The organism is Peptococcaceae bacterium 1198_IL3148, assembly GCA_036763105.1.
GTDB lineage: Bacteria > Bacillota > Desulfotomaculia > Desulfotomaculales > Desulfohalotomaculaceae > JBAIYS01.
Genome location: JBAIYS010000002.1, coordinates 35,546 through 58,643, shown reverse-complemented (window position 1 = coordinate 58,643; position 23,098 = coordinate 35,546). Strand labels below are relative to the sequence as shown.

Here is a 23,098-nt window from a genome sequence, read left to right as displayed (position 1 = left end):
TGGTAATTTCAATTATGAATTTAGGAATTTTGAATTAGGAATGGTTACTTTAGAACTAATCATTCACAATTCATAATTTAGAATTCATAATTGCTTTAACCTACATTAAAAATTGAGGTTCCATATCTATGCTAACAGAAACTCTGTTTCTCAACCGATTATTTTCCTCCCACTGCTTAACCCCGTTACCAGTTATAGCCCGGGTGGCGACCAAAGTGCGGGCCTTAATCATTATTTGCCACCGATATTTCTTTTGCACCTTAGATAAAGCCGCTGGAGCAGGGCCCAATACCATGGCTTGCTGTTCGCTAGGTACCTTTGCCACCGTCTGGGCCAAAATGTCTTTAAGTTGCTTAGCCACCACTTCCACCAGTTGTTCATCTTCGCCGGTAATTAATATCCGGGACAGATAATAAAAAGGTGGATATTTCAGCGCCCGTCGTAGATTCATTTCTTTATTATAAAAGCCGGCATAATCATGGCTTTGGGCGGTGACAATACTATAGTGCTCGGGGCTATAGGTTTGAATAATGGTTTCTCCGACATTCACCCCTCTGCCCGCTCGGCCCGCCACTTGGGTCAGCAACTGAAAAGTGCGTTCCGCCGCCCGAAAGTCTGGCATATGCAACATGGTGTCGGCACTTACCACCCCCACCAGTGTCACTCCAGGAATATCTAAACCCTTAGCAATCATTTGGGTACCCACCAACACATCGCCCTCACCGGCTTTAAAGGCGTCCAATATTTCTTGGTGAGCGCCCTTGCGACTGGTGGTGTCTCCATCCATCCGCAACACGTTGGCCTGGGGAAAGAACCTTCTCACTTCCTCTTCCACCCGTTGGGTACCAACCCCAAAAAAGCCAATGGCATCACTTTGGCAATGGGGACACTTTTTTGGAGTGGGCCGCTGGTAATTGCAGTAATGGCAGCGCAACACACCATCATTGTGGTAGGTTAAAGAAATATCACAATGGGGACATTTTAGCACCTCGCCACATTGGCGACAAACAATAAAAGTGGCATAACCCCGGCGATTAATAAACAGCACCACCTGCTGTTGTTTCTCCAACCTGACGGCCATTTTATTTAACAGTGCCCGGCTAAAAATGCTTTTATTGCCGCTGGCCATCTCTTCGCGCATATCCACCACTGCCACCTCCGGCAGTGGCCGATCCGCCACCCTTTTGGTCATAGACAACAGTTGATAGGGGCCGTTAATTTCGGTGCGACAATAGCTTTCTAAGGCTGGGGTGGCACTGCCTAAAATAACTACCGCGTTATTTAATTTGGCCCGGTGTAACGCCACGTCCCGGCAATGGTACTTGGGGTTTTCTTCCTGTTTATACAAAGGCTCATGTTCTTCATCTATAATAATTATGCCCAATTTAGGTACCGGCGCAAAAATTGCCGAACGGGCGCCTAAAACCACCTGGGCCTGGCCCTGTTCAATGCGCTCCCTTTCGGCATACCTTTCTCCATCGGAAAGGCGACTGTGCAATACCGCCACTGCATTGCCAAACCGCTTTTTAAATATCGACACCATTTGGGGTGTCAGAGAAATTTCTGGCACCAGCACAATGGCCTGTCTGTTTTGGCTTAGCACCCGGGCAATAATATTGAGATATACTTCGGTTTTACCGCTGCCAGTGACACCATGCAGTAAAAAAGCAGAGTAAGCCTCTTCGTCTACAGCAACAGCAATGGCACCTAATACTTGCCTTTGTTCCTCAGTCAGCTGTGGCAACGGTTCTGTTGCCTGTTCGGCCCCAACATCAGTCCGGCTGGACCACCGCAACAGATTTTTTTTAATCAAAGTGGTCACAGTGGCAGTGGACACTGATGATATTTGGGCCAGTTCAGTTTTGTTTAATCCAGGATGAGCCAACGCTTGCTCCATAACCTGCTGTTGTTTGGCAGTTAGTTTAAGCTTCACTAACTGAGCATCACTTATTGCCGCAAACAAGCCCTGGGGCACCTTTTTGGGTTCTCGGCCCGGCCCCAATACACAGTGTAAACTTTCGGATAAAGTACACAGATATTTCTTAGCCAGCCACCGGGCTAACTCCATTAATTCAGGCGATAGTCCTCCGCCCACCACCGCTTTTATGTCCTTAATTTTTACCGCCGTTGGCGGGTCAGAGTAGCCCATCACATAGCCAGCTATCGTCCGATTGCCAAAGGGAACCAGCACCCGGCTACCCACCGACAGTGGTTGTAAACTTTCTGGTACCCGATAGTGAAAGGGGCGATCCACTTGACGGCTGGGCACCTCAACCACCACCTCAGCATATTGCCCCAGCAACTTAACCTTTGCCATCCCTGCGGGCAGCCAAAAGGGCCACCACCCCATCTAATATTCGCTGGGCCACCTGTTGTTTATCCATCAGCGGCAGGTGCTCTACCTGCTGGTGGCGGTAGTATAAAGAAACCACATTGGTGTCCACATCAAAACCAGCGCCGGGGCTGGCAACATTATTGGCCACCAACAGATCTAGATTCTTTTTGTGCAGTTTTTCCCGAGCATAGGTGTCTAAATCATTGGTTTCGGCAGCAAAGCCCACTAAAATTTGATGCTTTTTTAACTGGCCCAGCTCTGCCAAAATATCTGGGTTCTTTACCATGGATAAAGTTAAATCATCAGCGGTTTTTTTAATTTTTTTGTCCGCCACTTGTAGCGGGCGATAGTCGGCCACCGCGGCAGATTTAATCACCACTTCTGCAGCGTCATAGCGCTCCAGCATGGCAGTGTGCATTTGCTGGGCAGTTTCCACCTTGATCAATTCTACCCCCGCCGGCGGCGACAAATTAACCGGGCCACTGACCAATGTCACGTTGGCTCCCCGCTGCAATGCTACTTTAGCAATACTGTAACCCATTTTACCAGAACTGCGGTTGGTGATAAAACGCACCGGATCCACCGGTTCCCTGGTGGGTCCAGCGGAAACCAATATATTGACGCCCTGCAGATCGCCGGGCTGGAAAAAACCTGCAATGTACTTTAATATTTCGCCGGGTTCACTCATTCGCCCAGGCCCTTCGGTTCCGCAAGCCAAGCGACCGCAATTTGGCCCTATAAAGTGGTAACCCAGTTGTTGCAGCTTGGCAATATTCTGCTGCACCACTGGGTTTTTGTACATCACTGTATTCATGGCAGGACAAATAATTACCGGGCAATCGGCTGCCAACAGCACCGTTGATAACAAATCATCGGCAATACCGGAAGCCACTTTGCCAATAATATTGGCGGTGGCCGGAACCACCACAAACAAGTCCGCCCGTTGGGCCAATTCTATATGGGTTACCCCACCACTGCGGGGAGAATTAAACGTATCTGTATAAACGTCGTGACCTGTAAGGGCGGAAAATGTCAACGGCTGCACAAATTTTTGGGCTCCCTCGGTCATAATTACTTTAACGACGGCACCCTTTTTAATTAAACCACTGACCAATTCTGCCACTTTATATACGGCGATACCTCCGGCGATTCCAAGTGTAATTTTTTTGCCGGTTAACACGTTGCTACCCCCAATTATTTTAATTCATAGGTGCTGGGCATGTCTCGGTTTCTCAGCACCACTTTCACATCTTCGTTAGAAATTTCCTTTAAGGCATGAGATACTACTTTGTATTGAATCTCGCGATTACCTTCTTGAAGTTCCATATCAATTAACTGCCGAGCCCTTTTGGCCGCGGCAATCACTAAGCTATAACGACTGTCTACCTTCTCTAATAATTCATCTAAAGGAATTCGGTTCATGATATGCCTCCACATTGTAGATATTTATCAAGATTAAAACGTTTAGGGCGACACTTTTCTGCAATAATGATGGCCTTCACTTGATTAATAGCCTCTTCCAATGTATCGTTCACCACAATGAAATCGTATTGGGGAATTTTCTGCAGTTCACCCTCAACACAGCGCAGTCTCTTGGCAATTACATCGGAGCCATCGGTGCCCCGACCAATCAACCGAGCCTGCAGCTCATTAATTGAGGGGGGCACCACAAATATCAATACACATTCCGGAAATCTTTCTTTGATTTGCAATGCCCCTTGAATATCAATTTCCAATAATACATCTTCCCCATTGGCCAACTTGTCTTCCACCCACTTTTTGGGTGTACCATAACAATTATCATAGACCTGAGCCCACTCGATCAACTGATCGTCTTTGACCATCTCTTCAAATTCATCCCGTGCTATAAAGAAGTAGTTTTTGCCGTGCTCTTCACCTGGTCTGGGGGGCCTGGTGGTCACTGATACCGAAAGAGAAATCTCCTCCGCCTGTTTTACTAGGCCTTGGCAAATTGTTCCTTTACCAGCTCCCGAAGGTCCGGATAGTACTACTAATAATCCTTCTTTGCCCATGATATTATTCAGCAATATCTTCCTGATTATTATTTTCTTTGGTTACCAAGCGATTAGCTACTGTTTCTGGTTGCACGGCTGATAGAATGACGTGGTCACTGTCTGTTATGATAACCGCCCGGGTACGTCTACCATAAGTGGCGTCGATAAGCATCCCTCGGTCTCTGGCTTCGGTAATAATCCGTTTAATAGGTGCCGATTCTGGACTAACAATGGCAATTATTCTATTGGCCGATACAATATTGCCAAAACCAATGTTTATTAATTTGATATCCATAACTATATCCCCCCAAATTACATTATACAATTATTCTATGTTTTGAACCTGTTCACGAATTTTCTCCAATTCGCTTTTGACGTTGATCACCTGATTGCCAATTGTCAAATCGTTGGCTTTGGAACCAATGGTGTTTATTTCCCTGTTCATCTCTTGGACAATGAAGTCCAATTTGCGCCCCACTGGTTCCTCCGCTTGCAAAGCTCTTCTCATTTGATCCAAATGGCTGTTTAAGCGCACCGTTTCTTCGGTGATGTTAGCCCGTTCGGCAAAAATTGCCACTTCGGTAGCAATTCTGCTTTCGTCAAGCGTTCCTTGGGTGTGCCATTCCAGCAATCGTTGGTTTAACCTTTCCCGATGTTCCTCCACCACCAACGGTGCCCGCTGTTTAATATTTTGATTATATTCTTCAATGAGGTCCAGCCGTTTGGCGATGTCTTCGCCAAGCTTGGCACCTTCCTCAACCCGCATTTGTATTAACTGATTCAACGCTATCTGCAAAGCTTCTTCCACAGCCGGCCACCATTCTTCCAAGTCTTCTTCCGGCTCTTCCAGTTTTAACACATTGGGTTGATTAATAATATCCCGCAGCTCTATCTCACCAGCAACATCAGTGAATTGTTGCACTTCTTTCATTGCTTTATGATATGCGAGGGCCAATGTTTTGTCAACTTTTACCTGTTGTAATTTTTGTTCGGTTTCTTCCACAGATATAAATCCGTCAACTCGTCCTCGGCCAATACGTTGTTGTATTAACCGCTTAACTCTATCTTCGAGTGAAGACATCACCCGGGGTACCCTAACCACCACTTCAGAGAAACGATGATTGACTGACTTAAGCTCCACTGTGAATTTACGACCACAGGCATCGGCCTCCCCGCGGCCATACCCGGTCATGCTTTTGAGCAAAGTCTCACCACCCTAATTTTGCTATTATTATATTATTGACTGTTTACTATAAAATTAATTTTTCTACCTTAAAAAAGAAAATCCTTTATTTTAAGAGAAAAACGCTGAAAACTGCATTAAAATACCCTTCCCATAACCAGGAAGGGTATTTTACACTCTAAAGGATTTACTTTAACTCTGCCAACACTGTTTCAATCCGATCCATTGCCGCGGCGATGGTTTCCATGTCAGTGGCATAGGAAAAACGAAGAAAATCATCATTGCCAAAGGCTATCCCTGGCACCACCGCCACCTGCACTTCATCCAATAAAACTCCAGCCAAATCAGTGGCACTGTTGATCACTTTACCTTTGTAGCTTTTGCCAAAGTAGGCACTAACGTTAGGGAACAGGTAGAAAGCACCATTGGGTTTGGGACAACTGATGTTGGGCATAGCTGTCAACCGCTTATGCATATAATCCCGCCTCTTAACAAATTCTTGTTTCATATCGGCCACCGGTTGTTGAGTACCATTCAACGCCGCCACACTGGCAGCTTGGGCGATGGATGTGGGGTTACTGGTGGAATGGCTTTGTAAGTTAGCCATCGCCTTAGCAATTGCCAGCGGCGCGGCAGCATAACCAATTCGCCAACCGGTCATGGAGTAGGCCTTGGACACCCCATTAATCACCACGGTGCGTTCTTTAAGTTCCGGACTAATGCTGGCAATGCTACAGTGTTCCATGCCATCGTAAATTAACTTTTCATAAATTTCATCAGAGATAATGGTGATATCGGGATGTTTTAAAACAATATCCCCCAGCGCCTTTAATTCTTCTTTAGAATAAACACCACCGGTGGGGTTGCTGGGGCTGTTTAGCAACAACACTTTGGTTTTGGGGGTAATGGCTGCTCGCAATTGCTCCGGTGTCATTTTGAAGCCATTTTCTTCTTTGGTCATAACAATCACCGGTTTAGCGCCGGGAATTTTAATTTGCTCTAAGTGGCTGACCCAAAAGGGCGCAGGTAAAATTACTTCGTCCCCCGCTTGCACCAACACCTGAAAAGCATTATACAGCGAGTGTTTAGCCCCGGCGGAAATTACTATTTGACCCAATTCGTAATCTAAACCGTTATCCTTTTTAAACTTGTCCACAACGGCCTGTTTTAATTGCACCGTTCCCGATGCCGGAGTGTATTTGGTCATACCGGCGTTAATGGCTGCTATGGCCGCATCTTTAATGTGTTGGGGGGTGTCAAAATCAGGTTCCCCTACACCAAAGTTATAAACCTTAATACCATTTGCTTTCATTTGTTTAGCCTTGGCGTCAATGGCCAAAGTTGGACTAGGGGCAATATTTGCTGCTCGATCTGCTAGTTTCATCAGTCTTCTCTCCCATTCTATTATTACTTATCAAAACTCCAATTTACCTAAACACGCTTTCATGCGTTCAAAGGCTTCAACAATTCTTTCTTTGGGAATTGTTAAGGAAATGCGGAAATAACCTTCCCCATTCTGACCATATCCGTTACCGGCGGTAACCACCACGCCGGCCTTTTCAATTACATATTCTGCAAAGGAAGTGGAAGTAAAACCCTTAGGTACCGGCGCCCACACATAAAAGGTGGCTTTAGGGTAACTTAAATTCCACCCCATGGCATTTAAACTATCAACTACAATTTTTCTGCGTTCATCATAAATGGCAATGTTATTTTGCAGTTCATCCTGGGGACCGGTTAATCCGGCCATGGCCGCATATTGGATAGCTTGGAATTGTCCACTATCCAAATTGCTTTTCAGCCGTCCCAAGGCCTCCACCACATCGGGATGTCCCACTGCCCAGCCTATGCGCCAGCCGGTCATGTTGTAGGGCTTAGATACCGAGCCAAATTCCACCCCCACATCTTTAGCTCCCGGCGCCTGCAGAAAACTGGGTGGTCGATAACCATCAAAGGCAATTTCTGAATAGGCGTTATCGTGGCACACCAGTATGTTATATTCTTTGGCAAAGGCCACTGTTTCCTCAAAGAACTGCAAATCCGCCACTGCCCCGGTGGGATTGTTGGGATAGTTGATAAATAGCATCTTGGCTTTTTTAGCCACTTGGCTGGGAATATCGGCATAGTTTGGTTTAAAACCGTTGGCTTCGGTAACCTTAATATTGTACGGTATCGCCCCCGCCAAAATGGCACCGCCGGCGTACACCGGGTAGCCAGGATCTGGTACTAAAATGGTATCACCGGCGTTTAGATAACACCAAGCGATATGGGCTATACCCTCTTTAGAACCAATTAATGACACCACTTCTGTTTTGGCATCTAAATCCACGTTAAAACGTTTGTTATAAAAATCAGCCACTGCCTGACGGTAACTGAGCATACCCACCGATGATGGGTATTGATGGTTGGCTGGCTTTTCTGCTTCCCTTTGCAATGCAGCCACAATATGCTTGGGGGTTGGAATATCGGGGTCACCAATACCCAAACTAATTACATCTACCCCTTGTTCTTTTTTTTCTGCAATCAATTTTTCAATCCGGGCAAATAAATACGGTGGCAAATTTTTAATTCTTTCGGCCTCTGTAAATTCTAGCAACCATGGCACCCTCCTCATGTGAATCTTTAATCTATCAGCTATATTGTTTCCATAATATAACACCCATTGTTATTTTTGCCACAACAGTATAACAATTTATTGGCAAACTTTCAACGTTTGTCCCCATTGTATACTATATACTCTCCAGTAAACACCTCGCTGGCCGGGCCAGTCATATATACATGGTTGTCATCAGCCCATTCAATAACCAGCGGCCCGGCCGTTAAGTGAACGGTCACCTCCCGCTCAGTTAAACCGTTTAAAACCGCCGCCACCGCGGTGGCGCAGGCACCGGTACCACAGGCCATTGTGGGCCCGGCCCCCCGTTCCCAAACCTTCATTTTCAATTCTCGCTTGTTTAACACCTGAACAAATTCGACATTGGTCTTTTGGGGAAAGGCCGGGTGAGTTTCCAACTTGGGGCCCCACTGGGTCAACGGCACCCTATCTAAATCAGGCACAAAAATTACACAATGGGGGTTACCCATGGAAACCGCTGTCACCCCAAAGCTTTCTCCCTCAATCATTATGTTCTCGTTAATCACTTGCCCGGTGGCACCAATCACGGGAATTTGCTCCCTTTCCAGCCGCGGTTGACCCATATCTACCTTAACCATGGTAACACTACCGTTTTCTACAATCAGTTCTGGCACCATGATACCCGCCAGCGTCTCTACGCTGATTTTTACCTTGTTAACAATATTATGATCATAAACGTACTTGGCTACACAGCGTATGGCATTGCCACACATCTCGGCTTCACTGCCATCTGAATTTAGTATTTGCATCTTAAAATCGGCAGTGTTCGATGGCCACAGCAGCACCAACCCGTCGGCTCCAATGCCAAAGCTGCGGTGACAAACCTGCCGCGCCAATGTTGCCAAGTCACCGGGAGGATTATCGTTGCCATTTATATAGTCCACTAACACAAAATCATTACCCAAACCATGCACCTTTGTAAACCGCAAAGCATATATCCCCCTTCAAATTCACATTCCTTAATTGTTTCTTTAAGCACAATGTTTTTTTATTTACACCGTGGTTGTTATTCAATATTTTTTTATTTAATCCCTGCCATAATACTGCATACATCAAAACCAGCATGGTATAAAACCACTCAATTCTCAAACAATAATCTAGTATGTTATCGTCACTGTTTGCCTTAATCCAAGGTATTAACATATATCATTAACATATTATTGTAATGACCTACTGTATAATCAATTGTTTTGCTGGCTTAGGCAATATTTCTAAATATCCCTTGTCTTTTATCAATTAGAGGAGTAGAATATAGCGCATGATAGTTTAGTACTTAAAATATTAAGAAAGGATATGTTTTATGAACCAAAGCGACATCATGCGTGACCAAAGCATTGGTAAGCTATTACTCAATTTCTCTTTGCCGGCCATTGTCGGCATGCTGGTTAACGCAATGTATAACATCATCAGTAGAATTTTTGTTGGCCAAGGGGTGGGTCCGTTAGCCCTTGCAGCCACTACCATTGCTTTTCCCGTCATGATTATTATGTTTGCAGCCGCTATGCTCTTCGGCATTGGCGCCACCGCATTAATTTCTATTCGGTTGGGTCAACAGAAAAACAATGAGGCTGAAAAGGTAATGGGTAATGCCACCTTAATGCTGGTGATATTCCCCGCCATCATTGCGGTGATATTTTTTATGTTTACCGAGCCGATTTTAATAGCCATTGGCGCCAGTGAGAATGTGCTCCCCTATGCCAAGGATTATATCCAGATTATTATGCTAGGCTCAGTTTTTGGTTCCATCAGCTTTGGGGTGAACAACTTTATCCGGGCGGAAGGCAACCCAAAAATAGCCATGTATACGCAAATTCTTAGCGCGGTTGTCAACATAATACTTCATTATATATTTATTATGAAAATGGGTATGGGCATCAAAGGAGCCGCTTGGGCCACCGTGGTTGCCCAAGGGGTGTCCGCTGTTTGGGTGTTGAGTTATTTCTTTACCGGCAAGAGCTTGCTCAAAATCAGAGTCAAATACCTAATGCCCGAGTGGCCCATTTTAATAAAGATTATGGCCATTGGTTTCTCGCCCTTTGCTATGCAAATTGCCCAGAGCGTCCAGAACTTAATTTTAAACAGAGCTTTAATGAACTATGGGGGAGACCTAGCCCTGTCGGCAGTGGGGATTATGATGGGGATATCCACCCTATTGTTCATGCCCATTGTGGGCATTAGCCAAGGGGCACAACCAATTATTGGCTACAACTACGGAGCCCATCAATATCAACGGGTGAAAAAGACTTTGAAAATCGCCAGCATTGCTGGTACCGTCATCGCTGTGGTGGGGTATGTGGCTTTAAGAATTTGGTCCGTGGAAATCATCAGCCTATTTGGCGATGACCAAGAACTAATTAATTTGACAAACCATGCCATGTTAGTGTTCTTTGCTCTGTTACCGGTAATTGGTTTCCAAATTATTAACGCAAACTATTTCCAAGCGGTGGGCAAAGCCCGGGAAGCTGCTATCCTAAGCATGTCCCGACAAATACTATTTTTCATTCCGCTGTTGCTGATTTTACCCCGTTTTTGGGGCATCGAAGGGGTTTGGCGCGCCGCCCCCATCGCCGATTTTCTGTCTGTAATATTTACCGCTGTATTCATCTATGGCGAAATAAGAAAATTGAATAAAAAAATAGTGGTGGCACAATAAAAAGACTAATTTTAACATTGGGAAAGGAGATGGAGCAATGGGATTTCGTTTCTTTAAACGGATTAAAATTGCCCCTGGCCTGACGATGAACTTAAGTAAATCAGGGGCATCCTTTTCCTTTGGTCCCCGGGGAATGAAATATACCGTGGGGGCCAAAGGAACCAGAACCACCTTTGGCATCCCAGGAACCGGTCTATATTATACCCAGTACAATAAAAAAGGCAACAAACAGCAATGTCTTAAACCAACACCCCTGCCGGAAACGGGCTTTTTAAAACAAATATTTGCCTCCCCAGAAGAAAAAAATCTGATACAAGGGATAAAAAGATTTTTGGAAGGGGATCAATCCGGGGCCTACAACATTCTTTTACTGAACAATAATTCAGTGGACAGCCAATTTATGTGTGGCTTTATTGCACTAGGAAATGATGATTACTCCAAGGCCGAAGGGCATTTCAATATTTGCAAAGCAAGAGCGGGGGAGTTAGGGCGCATTATCCAGAAAATAAGCGGGGACCTGGAAATGCTTTTGGAAGTAACTGAGTTCATAGAAGCCCCCGTTCATGTTGATACCAGAGGGTTAGCGCTGGCAATGGTAGAGGCCTATCAAGGGCAAAACAAATATCAACAGGCGTTACACATTTTAACCGACATTTGGAACCAAAACCCCGCTGACAAGGTTATTTTACTTTCACTAACTGATTTGATAGCAAATTCCCACTCAGCCACAATTGATGAATTGAAAGATATAGCTGAACTAACTGCAGACATTGAAAACGAAGAGCCCATCGATACCAACATTCTTTATTTACGGGCCTATGTGTTATATCGCCTTGGCTTAAGCGATGCCGCCATTAAACTGATGGGTGCTCTCACCAGAAGAAAAAAACACCGGCCCCAAGAACTCTTGCTTTGCGCCAGGTATATGCGTGGTCGGATGTATGAAGAGGCAGGTCAGCTAAAAAAAGCCAATAAAGACTACCAAGCAATTTATGCCGAGGAACCCCGCTTTGAGGATGTTTCCGCAAGGCTGGGTTTAAACTAACACAGTAAGATGTAAAATAAGTAACATTGGAACGGCACAGCGTCCGTTCCTTTTTATTGTTCCGCTATAATGTCAATCAACTGATTGGTTACCGTATATTGCTGGTTGTCAGCGGAAAATGTAATAACGCCACTACTCTTTACTAATCCGATGCCGTCAACATACCAGCGATCATAGGTGGCAGCAAAGGGAATTTGATCCCATTCTGCACCTAAGGGGGATTTAGACACTATGGTTTTATCTTCACGGCAATTAATTCTGGCGGCAGTGACCTCTTGGCCCAGCACCACTATTTTTTCCCAGCCCATAAAGGTATAATTACTTTGATAACGGCAAAGAGTATCCCATGCATCTTTGGTTTGGTAATGGTTACTCCAGCCAACACCTGGGTCCACTTGCCTAAAGACTGTGTTCTGGCCAGCAATCACCGGTTCATTGGACCACTCGCTTTGGGGTACCGAAAATCCAGAATCCAACTGAACCACCTGATTATTGTCCAGCTGATATTTTACAAAATCACAAGAGCCATCAGCATAAATCGTCGAATTGGTATAGACGCCGCTGGCATGTTGTTGCCACATCACCCGATATTGACCCTCAGTGCCATCTGCATGCTGATATTGATAAACAAGGGTTTTATCCGGTGGTGATAAAAAATAGCTGGGGGTTAATACTTCAGTTTCCCCGGCCTCAATTTGCCAAAATGGATATAGGCTTAATATTAGCAAAGTGATTACAACTACCCCCAGGCCATTGACAAGCTTTTTCATCCATTAACCCCCTTGGATTGATCTGTACAAGCTATTGGTATTATACCAAATGCTTCCATATTTTGGTAGCGAAATTTATTTTTACCTTTAATTTTTCATTGCAACATCAAGCAATAAGGGATATAATCTACACCGTTACATAACTTATTATATTAGGCAACTATTTGTTGGGGACAGCATTTGAATTAATCAACATTTTTAGGAGGATTATTAATGGATTTATACGCATTATTTGTGGCCTTTATTTTAGGGCTGGTGGAAGGGATGACCGAGTTTGCTCCCATTTCATCCACCGGTCACATGATTATTGTTGACGATCTGTTGCTGCACTCTAAGGAGATATTCTCCTCCTCGGTGGCCAACAGCTTTAAAGTGGTGATCCAACTGGGATCTATTTTAGCGGTGGTGGTGGTATTTAAAGAACGCTTTATTGACCTGTTAGATCTCAGAAAACGCCATATTTACCAGTCCCAAAGGTTAACCCTAACCAAAATTATTGTCGGTTTAATTCCAGCCGGGGTATTGGGTTTCTTGTTTGAGGATTACATCGATGAACACTTGTTTTCTGTGGAAACAGTAATCATTGGTCTGGTGTTGGGAGCATTTTTGATGATTCTCGCGGATAAGTTTCGTCCAAATTTTGCCAAAGAAACCGTTGATGAAATTAGCTATAAACAAGCCCTGGGCATGGGATTATTTCAGTGCATCGGATTGTGGCCGGGCTTTTCCCGCTCAGGATCAACCATTTCCGGTGGGGTGTTGCTGGGCATGAGTCACCGGGCGGCATCGGACTTCACCTTTATAATGGCGGTGCCGGTAATGTTAGGGGCCAGCGGGCTATCGCTAATTAAAAACTGGCAATACTTTACCATCGATGCCCTACCATTTTTTATTGTGGGCTTTATCAGCGCCTTTATTTTTGCACTATTGTCCATTCGTTTCTTTTTAAAATTGATTAACCGCATTAAGTTGGTTCCATTTGCCATTTACCGCATTTTGTTGGCCATTCTCATTATCATCGTTTATTAAATATATCGTTAAAATAACAAGGGGTGGAATTATCTGCCCCTTGCTTTTTTATGGTGAATTACATATTAATATTTACATTTTGCTAAAGTACAACAGGAATTTTAAATAAATGACAGAATATATAAAAACAACAAATTATGCATAAAGGAGTACAATATGGTAAAAAGTTTAAAAGCAAGAATGCTGATTTTAATCTTTGTTACATTATTGGTCAGTATCGGTATAGTGGGCTATTTAGTAACTAATTCCATCTCCAGCAATGTAACAAAAATTGTCAACCAAAACAATCAATCCTTTAGTCATGCCATCCAGAACACCATCGATAACTTTCTACAAGAAAAGGCCTCGGTACTATTAACCTTAAATGCCAGCGAAGAGGTTAAAAATCTTGATCTGGAAGGGATGGACAAGTTATTCAGCGCCGTCAAGGAAAGCAACGAATCCTTTACCAACGTGTATTATTGCAATTTAGATGGTAAATTGGATGTGCTGGTGCCCCATGCGGAAATGGCCGCTGATTTCGACGGCAGGACTAGGCCGTGGTATGAATTGGCCAAATCCAGCGGCCAAATAAGCTACTCTGATGTCTACATAGATGTTGTCACCGGTGATCCAGTGATTGCCATATCCTACCCAGTTAAGGATCAGGACGGAAATTTCCATGGCGTCATCGTTGCTGATGTGTCGCTGTCTGCGCTGACAGAGTTAGTCAACACCCAAAAAATTGGTGAAACGGGCTTTATTTATATTACCGATCAAAAGGGTAAAGTAATCGCTCACCCCAACCAACAATTGGTTAAGGAAAGTAAAGATTTATCTGGCAATGACTACGTTAAAAAAGCGCTGGCCGGAGAAAGCGGCACCTATAGTAATGAAGAACAGCTGGTTTATTACAATGAAATTCCCAGCACCGGCTGGGGGTTGTTTGTGGAACAGGCCACCGCCGATGCCTATGCAATCCAGAATAGTATTATAAATCGCATTTTATCCATTGCCGGTGTATTGTTTGTGGCAATTGTCGTCGCCGCTTGGTTGGCGGTAAATAAGCTTTGTGCCATTTTGAATTCGCTGTCCACCGGTGTAAAACGATATGCCGCTGGTGACTTTACCGCTAAAATTGAAGTCAATTACGATACCGAATTGGGTGAACTGGGCCATAACATCAACAACATGGGTGAAAGCCTAAGAAAGCTGATCAGCGATATCAACGTAACTTCCCACTCCTTGGCCTCCCATAGCGAACAGCTGGCCGCTGCCAACCAAGAGGTCAGTGCCACCATGGAAGAAGTGGCCAGTACCACCAATAAGGTTAACGCCATGGCAGAAAGCGGCTATCAGAATGTAGTTAGCTCGGTGGACAAAGCCCACCAGGCTCAGGTAACGGCTCAACAAGGGGCCAAGGCCGTTGGCCTGTTAATTAGACAAAACAATGAAATAAATGAGTTTTCCACCGAGATTGCCAGCAGCATGGGTGACCTTACCAACCTTTCGGCACAGATTGGCAGTATCACCTCTGCCATTTCTGCCATAGCTGAGCAAACCAACCTACTGGCGTTAAATGCTGCCATAGAGGCTGCCCGGGCTGGCGAGCACGGCAAAGGGTTTGCGGTGGTGGCAGAGGAAGTAAGAAAACTGGCGGAGCAATCCTCTAAATCCACCAAGGAAATCAATGAAATTATTGGTGAGGTACAAGGTGCCATTGCTCAAATAAGCGATATGTTACAGGCCACCGATACCATGCGGAGCAGAAGTAGCGAACTGGCAGGAAATGCCAGCGCTGCGCTGGGTGACATTCAACAGGCCGTTGAGCACACCATTGAAATTGTGGAAGAGATGTCCCATAGCATTAAGCAGACCTCCCAAGGATTAGAACAGGTGGCGGCCAACAATCAACAGGTATCCTCCACCGTTCAACAGATGAGTGGCTCTGCCCAAGAATTGGCCGAGCTGGCCAACGAACTGAACAGCACCGTTGAAAAGTTTAAAATTTAATTGGCAGCGAAAATTTTGACACAAAATACCAGCCTAAACCTGGGCTGGTATTTCTATTTAAAACTACACTCTATTGTACAAAAGTTTCAATTCATTATTAATCCCTTCCAGTTCCTTTAAATCCGCAACAATGGTTGCCAACAAAAATTATTCTCTGCCAAAATTCCTGATTACTGTGGAACATTTACTTTAATAGATTGATGGAATCGCAGTCTCATCATTAAGGGAGTACTGCCTTAATTTACTAACAATACCAAGTATTTCGTCCTTTGTCATCGACCCACCGTCCTCTAGTTGTAGTTGTTAAGCATTGCTTGGATGGTTTGTTTCATTTCTGCTCTAAAGTCCTCTGGTTTGATCACCTCTAAGTATTGGGCCTGACTGAGTAACCACATTTTTATACCCCGGCCAAACACCTCCGCCTCAATCAAAGCGGACCCCTTGTCAATGCTGAGCACTTTTGCCGTTGGCAACCTATCCAGCACCGCTTCCAATGACGGTCCCCAAAATCGAAACTGAATGCGCATTAAACTGCCCGGATGCATAAACTGCACCCGTTTACGAAATTCACCCTCTTCAAAACGCTGGGCATCGGGTATATAAAAATGACTATCGGTAACCACGAAATTTTTGATGCGATCTAACCGATAAACCGCCGGGAACTCATAGCCATAACCCGCTATGTAACCAATTAGGTAAAAATAATATTCTGAAAAGATAATCCCCACTGGCTCTATCATGCGCTTGACCGCAGTAGGGTGCCCTATTTTTTGGTATTCTATGTCAACCAATCGGTGTTCCCGCACAGCATAACTTAACTGCCAAATCCTTTCCCCCAAGGGTTGACCATGATTTACCGGCACATAATGATAACGTTCATTTAAAATTACCTTTTTAATATGCTCTCGTTCCTCAGGAATACACTGCAACATAATTTTATCCAACAGTTGATTAAGCTCCTCCCGGGGCAAAGCACGGCTCTCTAAAACAATTTTAACTATTAACAGCACCTCTTCATTGGTCAGCCAGACACTATTATCGCCACTGAGCACATAACCGTTGAGTTTTTTGTCATAACAAATGGATAAAGAACCGTTACTGTGGTTTAGGTTAGCGTCTGCCAAATACGTTCTGAGGTCTTCAATATCCCTTCGCACCGTTTTTTCATCCACATTAAATGCAGTGGTTTCTTGGTTTTTATTGATGATTTGCCCCCGATTTAACCGATCATACATGGATAAAATCCGAAATGTTTTGGCATAGCCCTTCCCCTTCACCTGTGATATCACCTACTTTATGCCAACTGGCTATAATATTGGAAGTTTGGTTATTGTTTGTTAATTATTCGGTGATATTTCGACATTTCCTTCTATATATTTTAGTTTCAGTTACCGGTTGAAAAGTTAAATCTTTACCACAGTAGGGACAAATCCATCGTCCTTTATCAGTGGCACTGTAAGATGTTTTATTACAAGCCCAACATTTTTTGCTGTACAACACTGCACCTCCTCAAACCACTTCATTTGAGGCAACTATACCTAAACTAAAAGGGCATATATTGTCCGTTAAGCAAATTTGTTAAATAAAAAATCCCCTGTGTTTGCCATTAAACCCAGAGGACCCAGCAGTAAATTTATGATGTTATCTAAATTTGCCCCTTTGTAAAAACCGATCAATTAATTGGGCAGTCTCTAACTTTTTATGGATCTCTTGATGCCCAAAGGGTAAAGTCATAAAATCCTTTAACCCCGGTATGCGCACCGATTCCACCGTCACGCGGCCGTCATTTTCTTCCTTTAGCAACTTGCCCAGCAGCAGATTGTTGTTGTTGCCGGCAATGGCCCCCAATTCCACCGATAGTTCAGTGGGCGGAGGCAACTGCTTTACCCGTTCACTTTGCAGAGATGCTAGGGTTTTGCAAAGGGCGGGTAGCAACGGTAAACACCTGCCTGCCATATCGGCCAGTTGGCTGCCCTGATTGGGTGTGGCCAACAACACACCTTTATCCACCTTATCTTTATACTTAGTTGTGGCCAACCAACCTCGGATCACCAAGCCACCGGTACTATGCCCCACCAGGTGGATTTTTTCGCTGCCCGCTAAATTTGATAATTTATCATCTAAAACAGTCTCTAACAACCCCACACTGTACTCAAGGGGTTTAAAGGTCAGGGGCAAATTAATCAATATCCCTTGATAACCCAATAACTGGAGATTATTTTGTAACGGTAGCATATCTTGGCTATTTTTAGCAAAGCCGTGTATTAAAACAACTTGATTACCAGGCACGGCTAACACATCCTCTTAGTTTTATTCTCACTATATTTGATGATAGCGAAAACAATCTACAATATGGTCGTTTACAATGCCGACGGCTTGCAGATAGGAATAGACAATGGTGGTACCGATGAATTTAAAGCCTCTTTTTTTGAGATCCTTACTTATTTCATCCGACAACTCGGTATAGGCTGGTACATCATCTACAGTTTGCCAGCGATTTTTTATTGGCTGATTATCGACAAAGGACCATAGGTAGCGATCAAAGCAGCCAAATTCCTTTTGAATTTCTAAAAATCTTTTGGCGTTATTAACGGATGCCTCAATTTTTCTGCGGTTTCTAATGATGCCGGGGTTATTCATTAATTCTTCAATCTTGTTGTCATCATAACGGGCTACTTTTTCCACATTAAAATCATCATAGGCCCTTCTATAGTTTGGCCTTTTCTTTAAAACAGTTAGCCAACTCAACCCCGCCTGGGCAGATTCCAACACTAAAAATTCAAAATGCACTTGATCATCATGAACAGGCACGCCCCATTCTTGATCATGATATGCGCTATACAGTTCATCACCTTCACACCAAGGACATCTTTGCAAAGCCCACACCTCCCCAGGGCATATTTCTACAGGCTGCGTAATTTTACCTGTTAAAAATGTGAGCATAACTTAACTATAACATTTTTATATAAATTGTTCCTTCCATTTGTTGCTATAAGTTATCCACATATTGTTATTTTTAATTACCAATTAACTGCCATAAACTAACAAAGCCAAGAGGATAAACCCCCTTGGCTTTTAAAAATGACTATTTAACTAAACTACCAGTCTCGTGTATTTGATACATTTTTTGTGATATTGCCGACCACGAACGTTTGGTATGTATAATGGGAATCTCTTTATTTTTAGCTTGCTTTTTAATCATTTCTGAAATGTTATGATTAACGAAATCTGTAAGGACAATGACTAAGCCTGTCTTTACTGGAATATTCAAATTTTTATTTCGAATCATTTTTCTGCCTTTTTCGTGAAATACCCGATCAAACCCATATTTTTTTAGTTTATCCCCAATATTACCCAATTTGTCGCCACCCACTATAAATACTGACATCTACTCCCCTCCATAAATTATTTTTTGGCACAATAACTTAACTCACTTGCTGATAGCTAATGTATGAATACAGTATTGATCCACTAAGCATTGACCTTAATATGGTAATTTTTGATTGATCATATTTGTTAAATAGCTGCTGAGCTTCCATTACATTAAGATACACCTTCCAGTAGCCACCAAGTAAACAACCTCCGCCGGAATACTTAATAAAATATTTGACATCCTCTAACGGGTAACCAAGGAATATTCCACATTCGTGGGGACACAAATCATCAAAGTGTTCTTTGAGTTTTTTTCAACAGTGGTCTAGCGCCATGTTGTGGTTATAACCAAATTGCTGTAAAAAAAGAAAAATTATCCTCATTAAATATTGTTTCCGCCAATCGTTCCGGGTTATAAAATAGCACCAAATTGGGATTGAGAATTATTATCATTCTCATTATATCCTATTGCACCCTTTTTGTAAATAGCTTTTTGGCACAAAGACAAAGGGTGAGAATTTGTGACAGTTGTCAACAATCTCACCCCTGCAGCACCACTCTTTATTTAAAATTTAAAGACCTTCACCACCGCACTGGGTGGCGGGTTTGGTTGGTTTTCTTCCAATTCGATAAAATGTTCTGTGGTTGCTTTGGTCTTAATATCAGATAAGCTAACTTGTTCTGCCTCAATTACTACTTTTACCGGCTCGTTGGCTCGAAATTGGCGCAACTCCACCAGGTTTTCATTGGTTAGTTCGATATCACCCAGAGTTAATCTAATTGTTTGACCCCAACTTTCTACTTTGACCTTGTTGCATATCTCGATCTTTTTAATGCTGGCAATAAAGTCTGCCCTTCTCATTTATTTTCTTCCTCCCTAATAAGCACTCCGGCTTTTCTCATGTGGTACATCATTTGTTTACAGGCACTTTTGCTGCGGCCTAAACGGGTTACCGCCTGTTGGTAACCCCTGTTCTCCAGCCAAATCAGTTCTACCAATCGATACAACTCCTCATTGGTCCACTTTTGATAACGACCTTGGTTGAAATGCTTAATCCGCTCAAACAAATGCTGGTGCATCGGCTTTTTTGCCACTAACAGCGCCGGGTTAGTGTGGTACACTGGTTCCCTTAAACCGCTGTTGCTGTTGTGTTGCTGCCACAGATCCGCCAGGTTATCCACCAGCACCTTACCAGTGATAACATCCACTTTTATAATGATGAATTTTCTCCCCTCCTTAAACCCGGCCGCAAACTACAAGTTTTAACGCTCCGCTGGCTATTTGGAAGTTGCCTTTCCTTTGTTGTTTTTAGGTTCCACAGTGGGCAAAAGAAACAGCCTATTTAAAGGTTCCTCGGGGAAAGCCTTCATCAAGCCAGCAATGACTTTTTTGCCCCCCACCCTACTGCCGTTTAGCAGGCGGTTGGCTTCCGTTCTGGATATGCCCATCCGCCGCCCCAGTTCACTGCCAGACCAATCTTTCTCCCTAACCAGTTGTAAAAGATAGTCGCGATTTGGCACCAATCGTATCACTCCTTTATAAAGTTGAACTTATAAGTTACATTTATTTAATCATACCATTCTTTGGATGTCAATTTGAAGTTCAAAAATAATAAAATTGTTGCCATTCGGTTACAACGATGTTACACTAAAGATCAGGAGGTGTTGCTTTATGGCAACATTGGGGCAGTTTGTCAAAGAACGGCGGCAAGCTAAAGAATGGTCTAAAAGAAAATTGGCCATTGAAGCTGGTATCAGCCACACCGAAGTACACCGCATTGAAAATGGCGAACGGCAAAACCCATCGGTACCGGTGCTGAATGCTTTAGCGGAAGCCTTAGGGGTGGCCAAGGAAGAAATGTTGCAGGCGGCAGGCTACATTGATGAACAAGACCAAACGGTGTCTTTAATTGAAAAGGTGTTTCCGGACTTGAAAACCGAAGTGCAACGCAACGCTTTGCGCAAAATTGTGGATGGTTTGGCCAGAAATGCAGATTTAGAAGAAGGAGATGCAGAGGACTTAGTGCGGCAAACGGAGATGTTCCTAGCCTATGCCAAGAGTAAGAAAAATTCCAAAAAAGCCTAATTTTAGGCGGGCGATATTGAGAGCCTATCAATACTTAGTGCAATTGGACATCAAAGGGCTGCCGGTGGACCCCTTTGCAATTGTCAAAAATGAGCCAAACATATATTTGTGTAGCTGGACCGAGCTGAGAAAGACACACAGGGTGACAGACCCTTATAATTTAAAGAGGAACGGTGCCGATGCTAAAGTCCAAATTATCCGGGGAACATCTGACTATTTAATTGTGTTTGATGATACTATTAAAAGCCGGGAACGCATTCGTTGGACCATTGCCCACGAAATTGGCCATATTTTATTGGGACATCTGGTTTATTATGAAGAAACCGCTTTAAATCGCGGTGGGTTGACGGAAGAACAATATGGAACTTTAGAAGTGGAGGCCCACTGGTTTGCCGAAGCGCTGCTGGCACCCACTGCGGTTCTTTACCAGTTTAAAATTTGTGATCCGAAGGAAATTGCTTTATTGTGTGACATTTCTTTGGATGCCGCCGAGGAAAGTGCAAAGCATGTAAGAAACTATCAAGTAAAGGTGCAACATTTGGAGATGACGCTGGTGCGGAATTTCTTTCGGTTCTTTTATACTCAAAAGCATCTACAGTCAATTGCCAATGGTATATTCAGATATTGCGGCCGTCGCCAATATAAAGGAGTGTATAAAATCTGTCGCATTTGCCGAAACTGCCGTGCCTATATATCGGACCCCGGTCAGAAATATTGCCATGTCTGCGGCCAACAAATTGCCAACCCCGACGACGGCAAAGGGCTACCCAGAATTGGCAAGTATTATCCCCATATTGACACCCGGGAAGACGGCCGAATTTTATATTGTCCAGTCTGTAAAAACCACAGTTTTTCTAACCAAGCCACTGTATGTGAAGAATGCGGTACCGCTTTGGGCAATATTTGTTTACATGAGACAACTTTGTTATCCGGTATATATCGGTACTGCCCAAACTGCGGCAACATGACCAGCTTTGAGGAAACGGGGTTGTATGACTTAATAGAGGAACCCAACCTACCGGACTTATTAACTTTTAAACAGGGTAGCTATCAAGACTACATTGAATATGAGTATTGGGAATACATCATTGCCAGTTGTTATTATGCCAACATGGATCTTTATACTGCGCTGGCAAACTCTAAGGCCATTAGGGATGAGGGCAACTTCGTTATCTTTGCCACAGATTTTGACAGTGCCAAAACTATACAAAAACACAAAGACTTTTTGATCCGCCAGATTAGAGAATATGGACAAACAATGGTCACTGATGTGGAACTTATCTATAAGAGGTTTTGACATTGCGACATTATAAAAGGGCTGTTGCTTTTTGCAACAGCCCTTTTATTCTAGCGAATAAAGTTGGTAAACACTTTATCTTCCATTGCCGGCTCTGGCACAGCACCTTTGCCGTTCTCCACCAATTTCAATAGCCAAGCCATATTTTTACCCAGAACCCTCATAATTTGTACCCCTTCAGCATCCTGCAATGCCTCGCCGGGAGCTCTGCCATGAATAACGTTCCAGTAGTTAGAAGTGGGGATCAACATTTCGGAATAGTTAAGGTAGTTGTTTAGCTGATTAAAGGTTGGCAGACCGCCGGATCGTCTAACGGCAACCACCGCCACCCCAACCTTATGTCTTAACATGCCACCATTGGCACCAGCTACATAAACAGCTCGATCCAAAAATGATTTCATGGTGCCGGCAATGGCTGAATAATGTGTGGGCGAACCCAAAATGATGCCATCTGCCCCCTTCATTAATTGCAACCAGTCATTGACTTCATCATTGATGGCACATCTTTCGTTTTTATTCTTTATACATTGACCACAGGCCAAACAACCTCTAATTACCTTGTTGCCCACATGAATGATTTCGATTTTGATACCTTCTTTTTCTAATTCCTCAGTCACCAACTTAATGGCATGATAAGTATTGCCCGCTTTATTTGGACTACCGTTAAAAGCTACAACCTTCATACC

25 protein-coding genes are annotated in these 23,098 nt (G+C 43.7%); 6 read left to right on the top strand and 19 right to left on the bottom strand.

Annotation, left to right across the window (positions count from 1 at the left end; genetic code table 11):
* Positions 1 to 100 precede the first annotated feature (100 nt).
* From priA to dapF, 9 genes are all read right to left on the bottom strand, one after another.
* Complete coding sequence (priA, locus tag V6C27_02180) at positions 101 to 2,317, bottom strand: primosomal protein N' (protein MEG6615235.1); 2,217 nt, start codon at positions 2,315 to 2,317, stop codon at positions 101 to 103.
* Positions 2,304 to 3,515 carry a bifunctional phosphopantothenoylcysteine decarboxylase/phosphopantothenate--cysteine ligase CoaBC gene (gene coaBC, locus V6C27_02175; protein ID MEG6615234.1) on the bottom strand — a complete coding sequence of 404 codons (1,212 nt, stop codon included), beginning with the start codon at positions 3,513 to 3,515 and terminating at the stop codon, positions 2,304 to 2,306. The genes priA and coaBC overlap by 14 nt, the downstream gene beginning before the upstream one ends.
* A 14-nt stretch (positions 3,516 to 3,529) precedes the next feature.
* Positions 3,530 to 3,757 carry a DNA-directed RNA polymerase subunit omega gene (gene rpoZ / locus V6C27_02170; GenBank protein ID MEG6615233.1) on the bottom strand — a complete coding sequence of 76 codons (228 nt, stop codon included), beginning with the start codon at positions 3,755 to 3,757 and terminating at the stop codon, positions 3,530 to 3,532.
* The gene (gene gmk / locus V6C27_02165) at positions 3,754 to 4,368 is read right to left on the bottom strand and encodes a guanylate kinase (GenBank protein MEG6615232.1); all 615 of its coding nucleotides are present in this window, start codon (positions 4,366 to 4,368) and stop codon (positions 3,754 to 3,756) included. Before gmk ends, rpoZ begins: the two co-directional genes overlap by 4 nt.
* 4 nt (positions 4,369 to 4,372) lie before the next feature.
* Entirely contained in the window at positions 4,373 to 4,645 is a 273-nt protein-coding gene (locus V6C27_02160; GenBank protein MEG6615231.1) for a DUF370 domain-containing protein, read from the bottom strand.
* Between the two features lie 30 nt (positions 4,646 to 4,675).
* Positions 4,676 to 5,554 carry a YicC/YloC family endoribonuclease gene (locus V6C27_02155; GenBank protein MEG6615230.1) on the bottom strand — a complete coding sequence of 293 codons (879 nt, stop codon included), beginning with the start codon at positions 5,552 to 5,554 and terminating at the stop codon, positions 4,676 to 4,678.
* Positions 5,555 to 5,720: 166 nt separating this feature from the next.
* Entirely contained in the window at positions 5,721 to 6,917 is a 1,197-nt protein-coding gene (locus V6C27_02150; protein ID MEG6615229.1) for a pyridoxal phosphate-dependent aminotransferase, read from the bottom strand.
* Positions 6,918 to 6,947: 30 nt separating this feature from the next.
* A complete protein-coding gene (locus V6C27_02145) occupies positions 6,948 to 8,129 on the bottom strand; it encodes an LL-diaminopimelate aminotransferase (protein MEG6615228.1) in 1,182 nt (393 codons plus the stop codon).
* A gap of 110 nt (positions 8,130 to 8,239) precedes the next feature.
* Entirely contained in the window at positions 8,240 to 9,097 is an 858-nt protein-coding gene (gene dapF, locus V6C27_02140) for a diaminopimelate epimerase (GenBank protein MEG6615227.1), read from the bottom strand.
* A gap of 371 nt (positions 9,098 to 9,468) precedes the next feature.
* Here dapF and V6C27_02135 point away from each other — a divergent pair, with 371 nt between their 5' ends.
* A complete protein-coding gene (locus tag V6C27_02135; GenBank protein ID MEG6615226.1) occupies positions 9,469 to 10,821 on the top strand; it encodes an MATE family efflux transporter in 1,353 nt (450 codons plus the stop codon).
* A 37-nt stretch (positions 10,822 to 10,858) separates the two neighbouring features.
* The gene (locus V6C27_02130) at positions 10,859 to 11,866 is read left to right on the top strand and encodes a DUF4236 domain-containing protein (GenBank protein MEG6615225.1); all 1,008 of its coding nucleotides are present in this window, start codon (positions 10,859 to 10,861) and stop codon (positions 11,864 to 11,866) included.
* A gap of 53 nt (positions 11,867 to 11,919) precedes the next feature.
* Here V6C27_02130 and V6C27_02125 read toward each other — a convergent pair whose 3' ends face one another.
* Complete coding sequence (locus tag V6C27_02125; GenBank protein MEG6615224.1) at positions 11,920 to 12,636, bottom strand: hypothetical protein; 717 nt, start codon at positions 12,634 to 12,636, stop codon at positions 11,920 to 11,922.
* 213 nt (positions 12,637 to 12,849) lie between these two features.
* Between V6C27_02125 and V6C27_02120 the strand changes: the two genes are divergently transcribed.
* Positions 12,850 to 13,665, top strand: a complete 816-nt coding sequence (locus tag V6C27_02120) for an undecaprenyl-diphosphate phosphatase (protein ID MEG6615223.1) — start codon at positions 12,850 to 12,852, stop codon at positions 13,663 to 13,665.
* Between the two features lie 156 nt (positions 13,666 to 13,821).
* The gene (locus V6C27_02115; protein ID MEG6615222.1) at positions 13,822 to 15,657 is read left to right on the top strand and encodes a methyl-accepting chemotaxis protein; all 1,836 of its coding nucleotides are present in this window, start codon (positions 13,822 to 13,824) and stop codon (positions 15,655 to 15,657) included.
* A 290-nt stretch (positions 15,658 to 15,947) separates the two neighbouring features.
* Here V6C27_02115 and V6C27_02110 read toward each other — a convergent pair whose 3' ends face one another.
* The 8 genes from V6C27_02110 to V6C27_02075 form a co-directional block, all read right to left on the bottom strand.
* Complete coding sequence (locus tag V6C27_02110) at positions 15,948 to 16,892, bottom strand: WYL domain-containing protein (GenBank protein ID MEG6615221.1); 945 nt, start codon at positions 16,890 to 16,892, stop codon at positions 15,948 to 15,950.
* A 106-nt stretch (positions 16,893 to 16,998) separates the two neighbouring features.
* Positions 16,999 to 17,154, bottom strand: a complete 156-nt coding sequence (locus V6C27_02105) for a hypothetical protein (GenBank protein ID MEG6615220.1) — start codon at positions 17,152 to 17,154, stop codon at positions 16,999 to 17,001.
* Between the two features lie 144 nt (positions 17,155 to 17,298).
* On the bottom strand, positions 17,299 to 17,946 hold the full coding sequence (locus V6C27_02100; GenBank protein MEG6615219.1) for an alpha/beta fold hydrolase: 648 nt from the start codon (positions 17,944 to 17,946) through the stop codon (positions 17,299 to 17,301).
* A 30-nt stretch (positions 17,947 to 17,976) separates the two neighbouring features.
* Positions 17,977 to 18,534: a DNA-3-methyladenine glycosylase I gene (locus tag V6C27_02095; GenBank protein ID MEG6615218.1), complete on the bottom strand. Its 558-nt coding sequence runs from the start codon at positions 18,532 to 18,534 to the stop codon at positions 17,977 to 17,979.
* A 208-nt stretch (positions 18,535 to 18,742) separates the two neighbouring features.
* Entirely contained in the window at positions 18,743 to 19,045 is a 303-nt protein-coding gene (locus tag V6C27_02090; protein ID MEG6615217.1) for a DUF2325 domain-containing protein, read from the bottom strand.
* Between the two features lie 549 nt (positions 19,046 to 19,594).
* A complete protein-coding gene (locus tag V6C27_02085; protein ID MEG6615216.1) occupies positions 19,595 to 19,891 on the bottom strand; it encodes a hypothetical protein in 297 nt (98 codons plus the stop codon).
* On the bottom strand, positions 19,888 to 20,238 hold the full coding sequence (locus V6C27_02080) for a hypothetical protein (protein MEG6615215.1): 351 nt from the start codon (positions 20,236 to 20,238) through the stop codon (positions 19,888 to 19,890). The genes V6C27_02085 and V6C27_02080 overlap by 4 nt, the downstream gene beginning before the upstream one ends.
* 69 nt (positions 20,239 to 20,307) lie before the next feature.
* Positions 20,308 to 20,553, bottom strand: coding sequence for a helix-turn-helix transcriptional regulator (locus tag V6C27_02075; protein ID MEG6615214.1), 246 nt, complete (start codon positions 20,551 to 20,553; stop codon positions 20,308 to 20,310).
* Between the two features lie 148 nt (positions 20,554 to 20,701).
* On the opposite strand from V6C27_02075, the gene V6C27_02070 reads away from it, so the two are divergent.
* Positions 20,702 to 21,115: a helix-turn-helix transcriptional regulator gene (locus tag V6C27_02070; GenBank protein MEG6615213.1), complete on the top strand. Its 414-nt coding sequence runs from the start codon at positions 20,702 to 20,704 to the stop codon at positions 21,113 to 21,115.
* A complete protein-coding gene (locus V6C27_02065) occupies positions 21,081 to 22,412 on the top strand; it encodes an ImmA/IrrE family metallo-endopeptidase (protein MEG6615212.1) in 1,332 nt (443 codons plus the stop codon). The genes V6C27_02070 and V6C27_02065 overlap by 35 nt, the downstream gene beginning before the upstream one ends.
* Positions 22,413 to 22,462: 50 nt before the next feature.
* Here the strand turns inward: V6C27_02065 and V6C27_02060 are convergent, their stop codons facing one another.
* Positions 22,463 to 23,095: a flavodoxin family protein gene (locus V6C27_02060; protein MEG6615211.1), complete on the bottom strand. Its 633-nt coding sequence runs from the start codon at positions 23,093 to 23,095 to the stop codon at positions 22,463 to 22,465.
* Positions 23,096 to 23,098 lie beyond the last annotated feature (3 nt).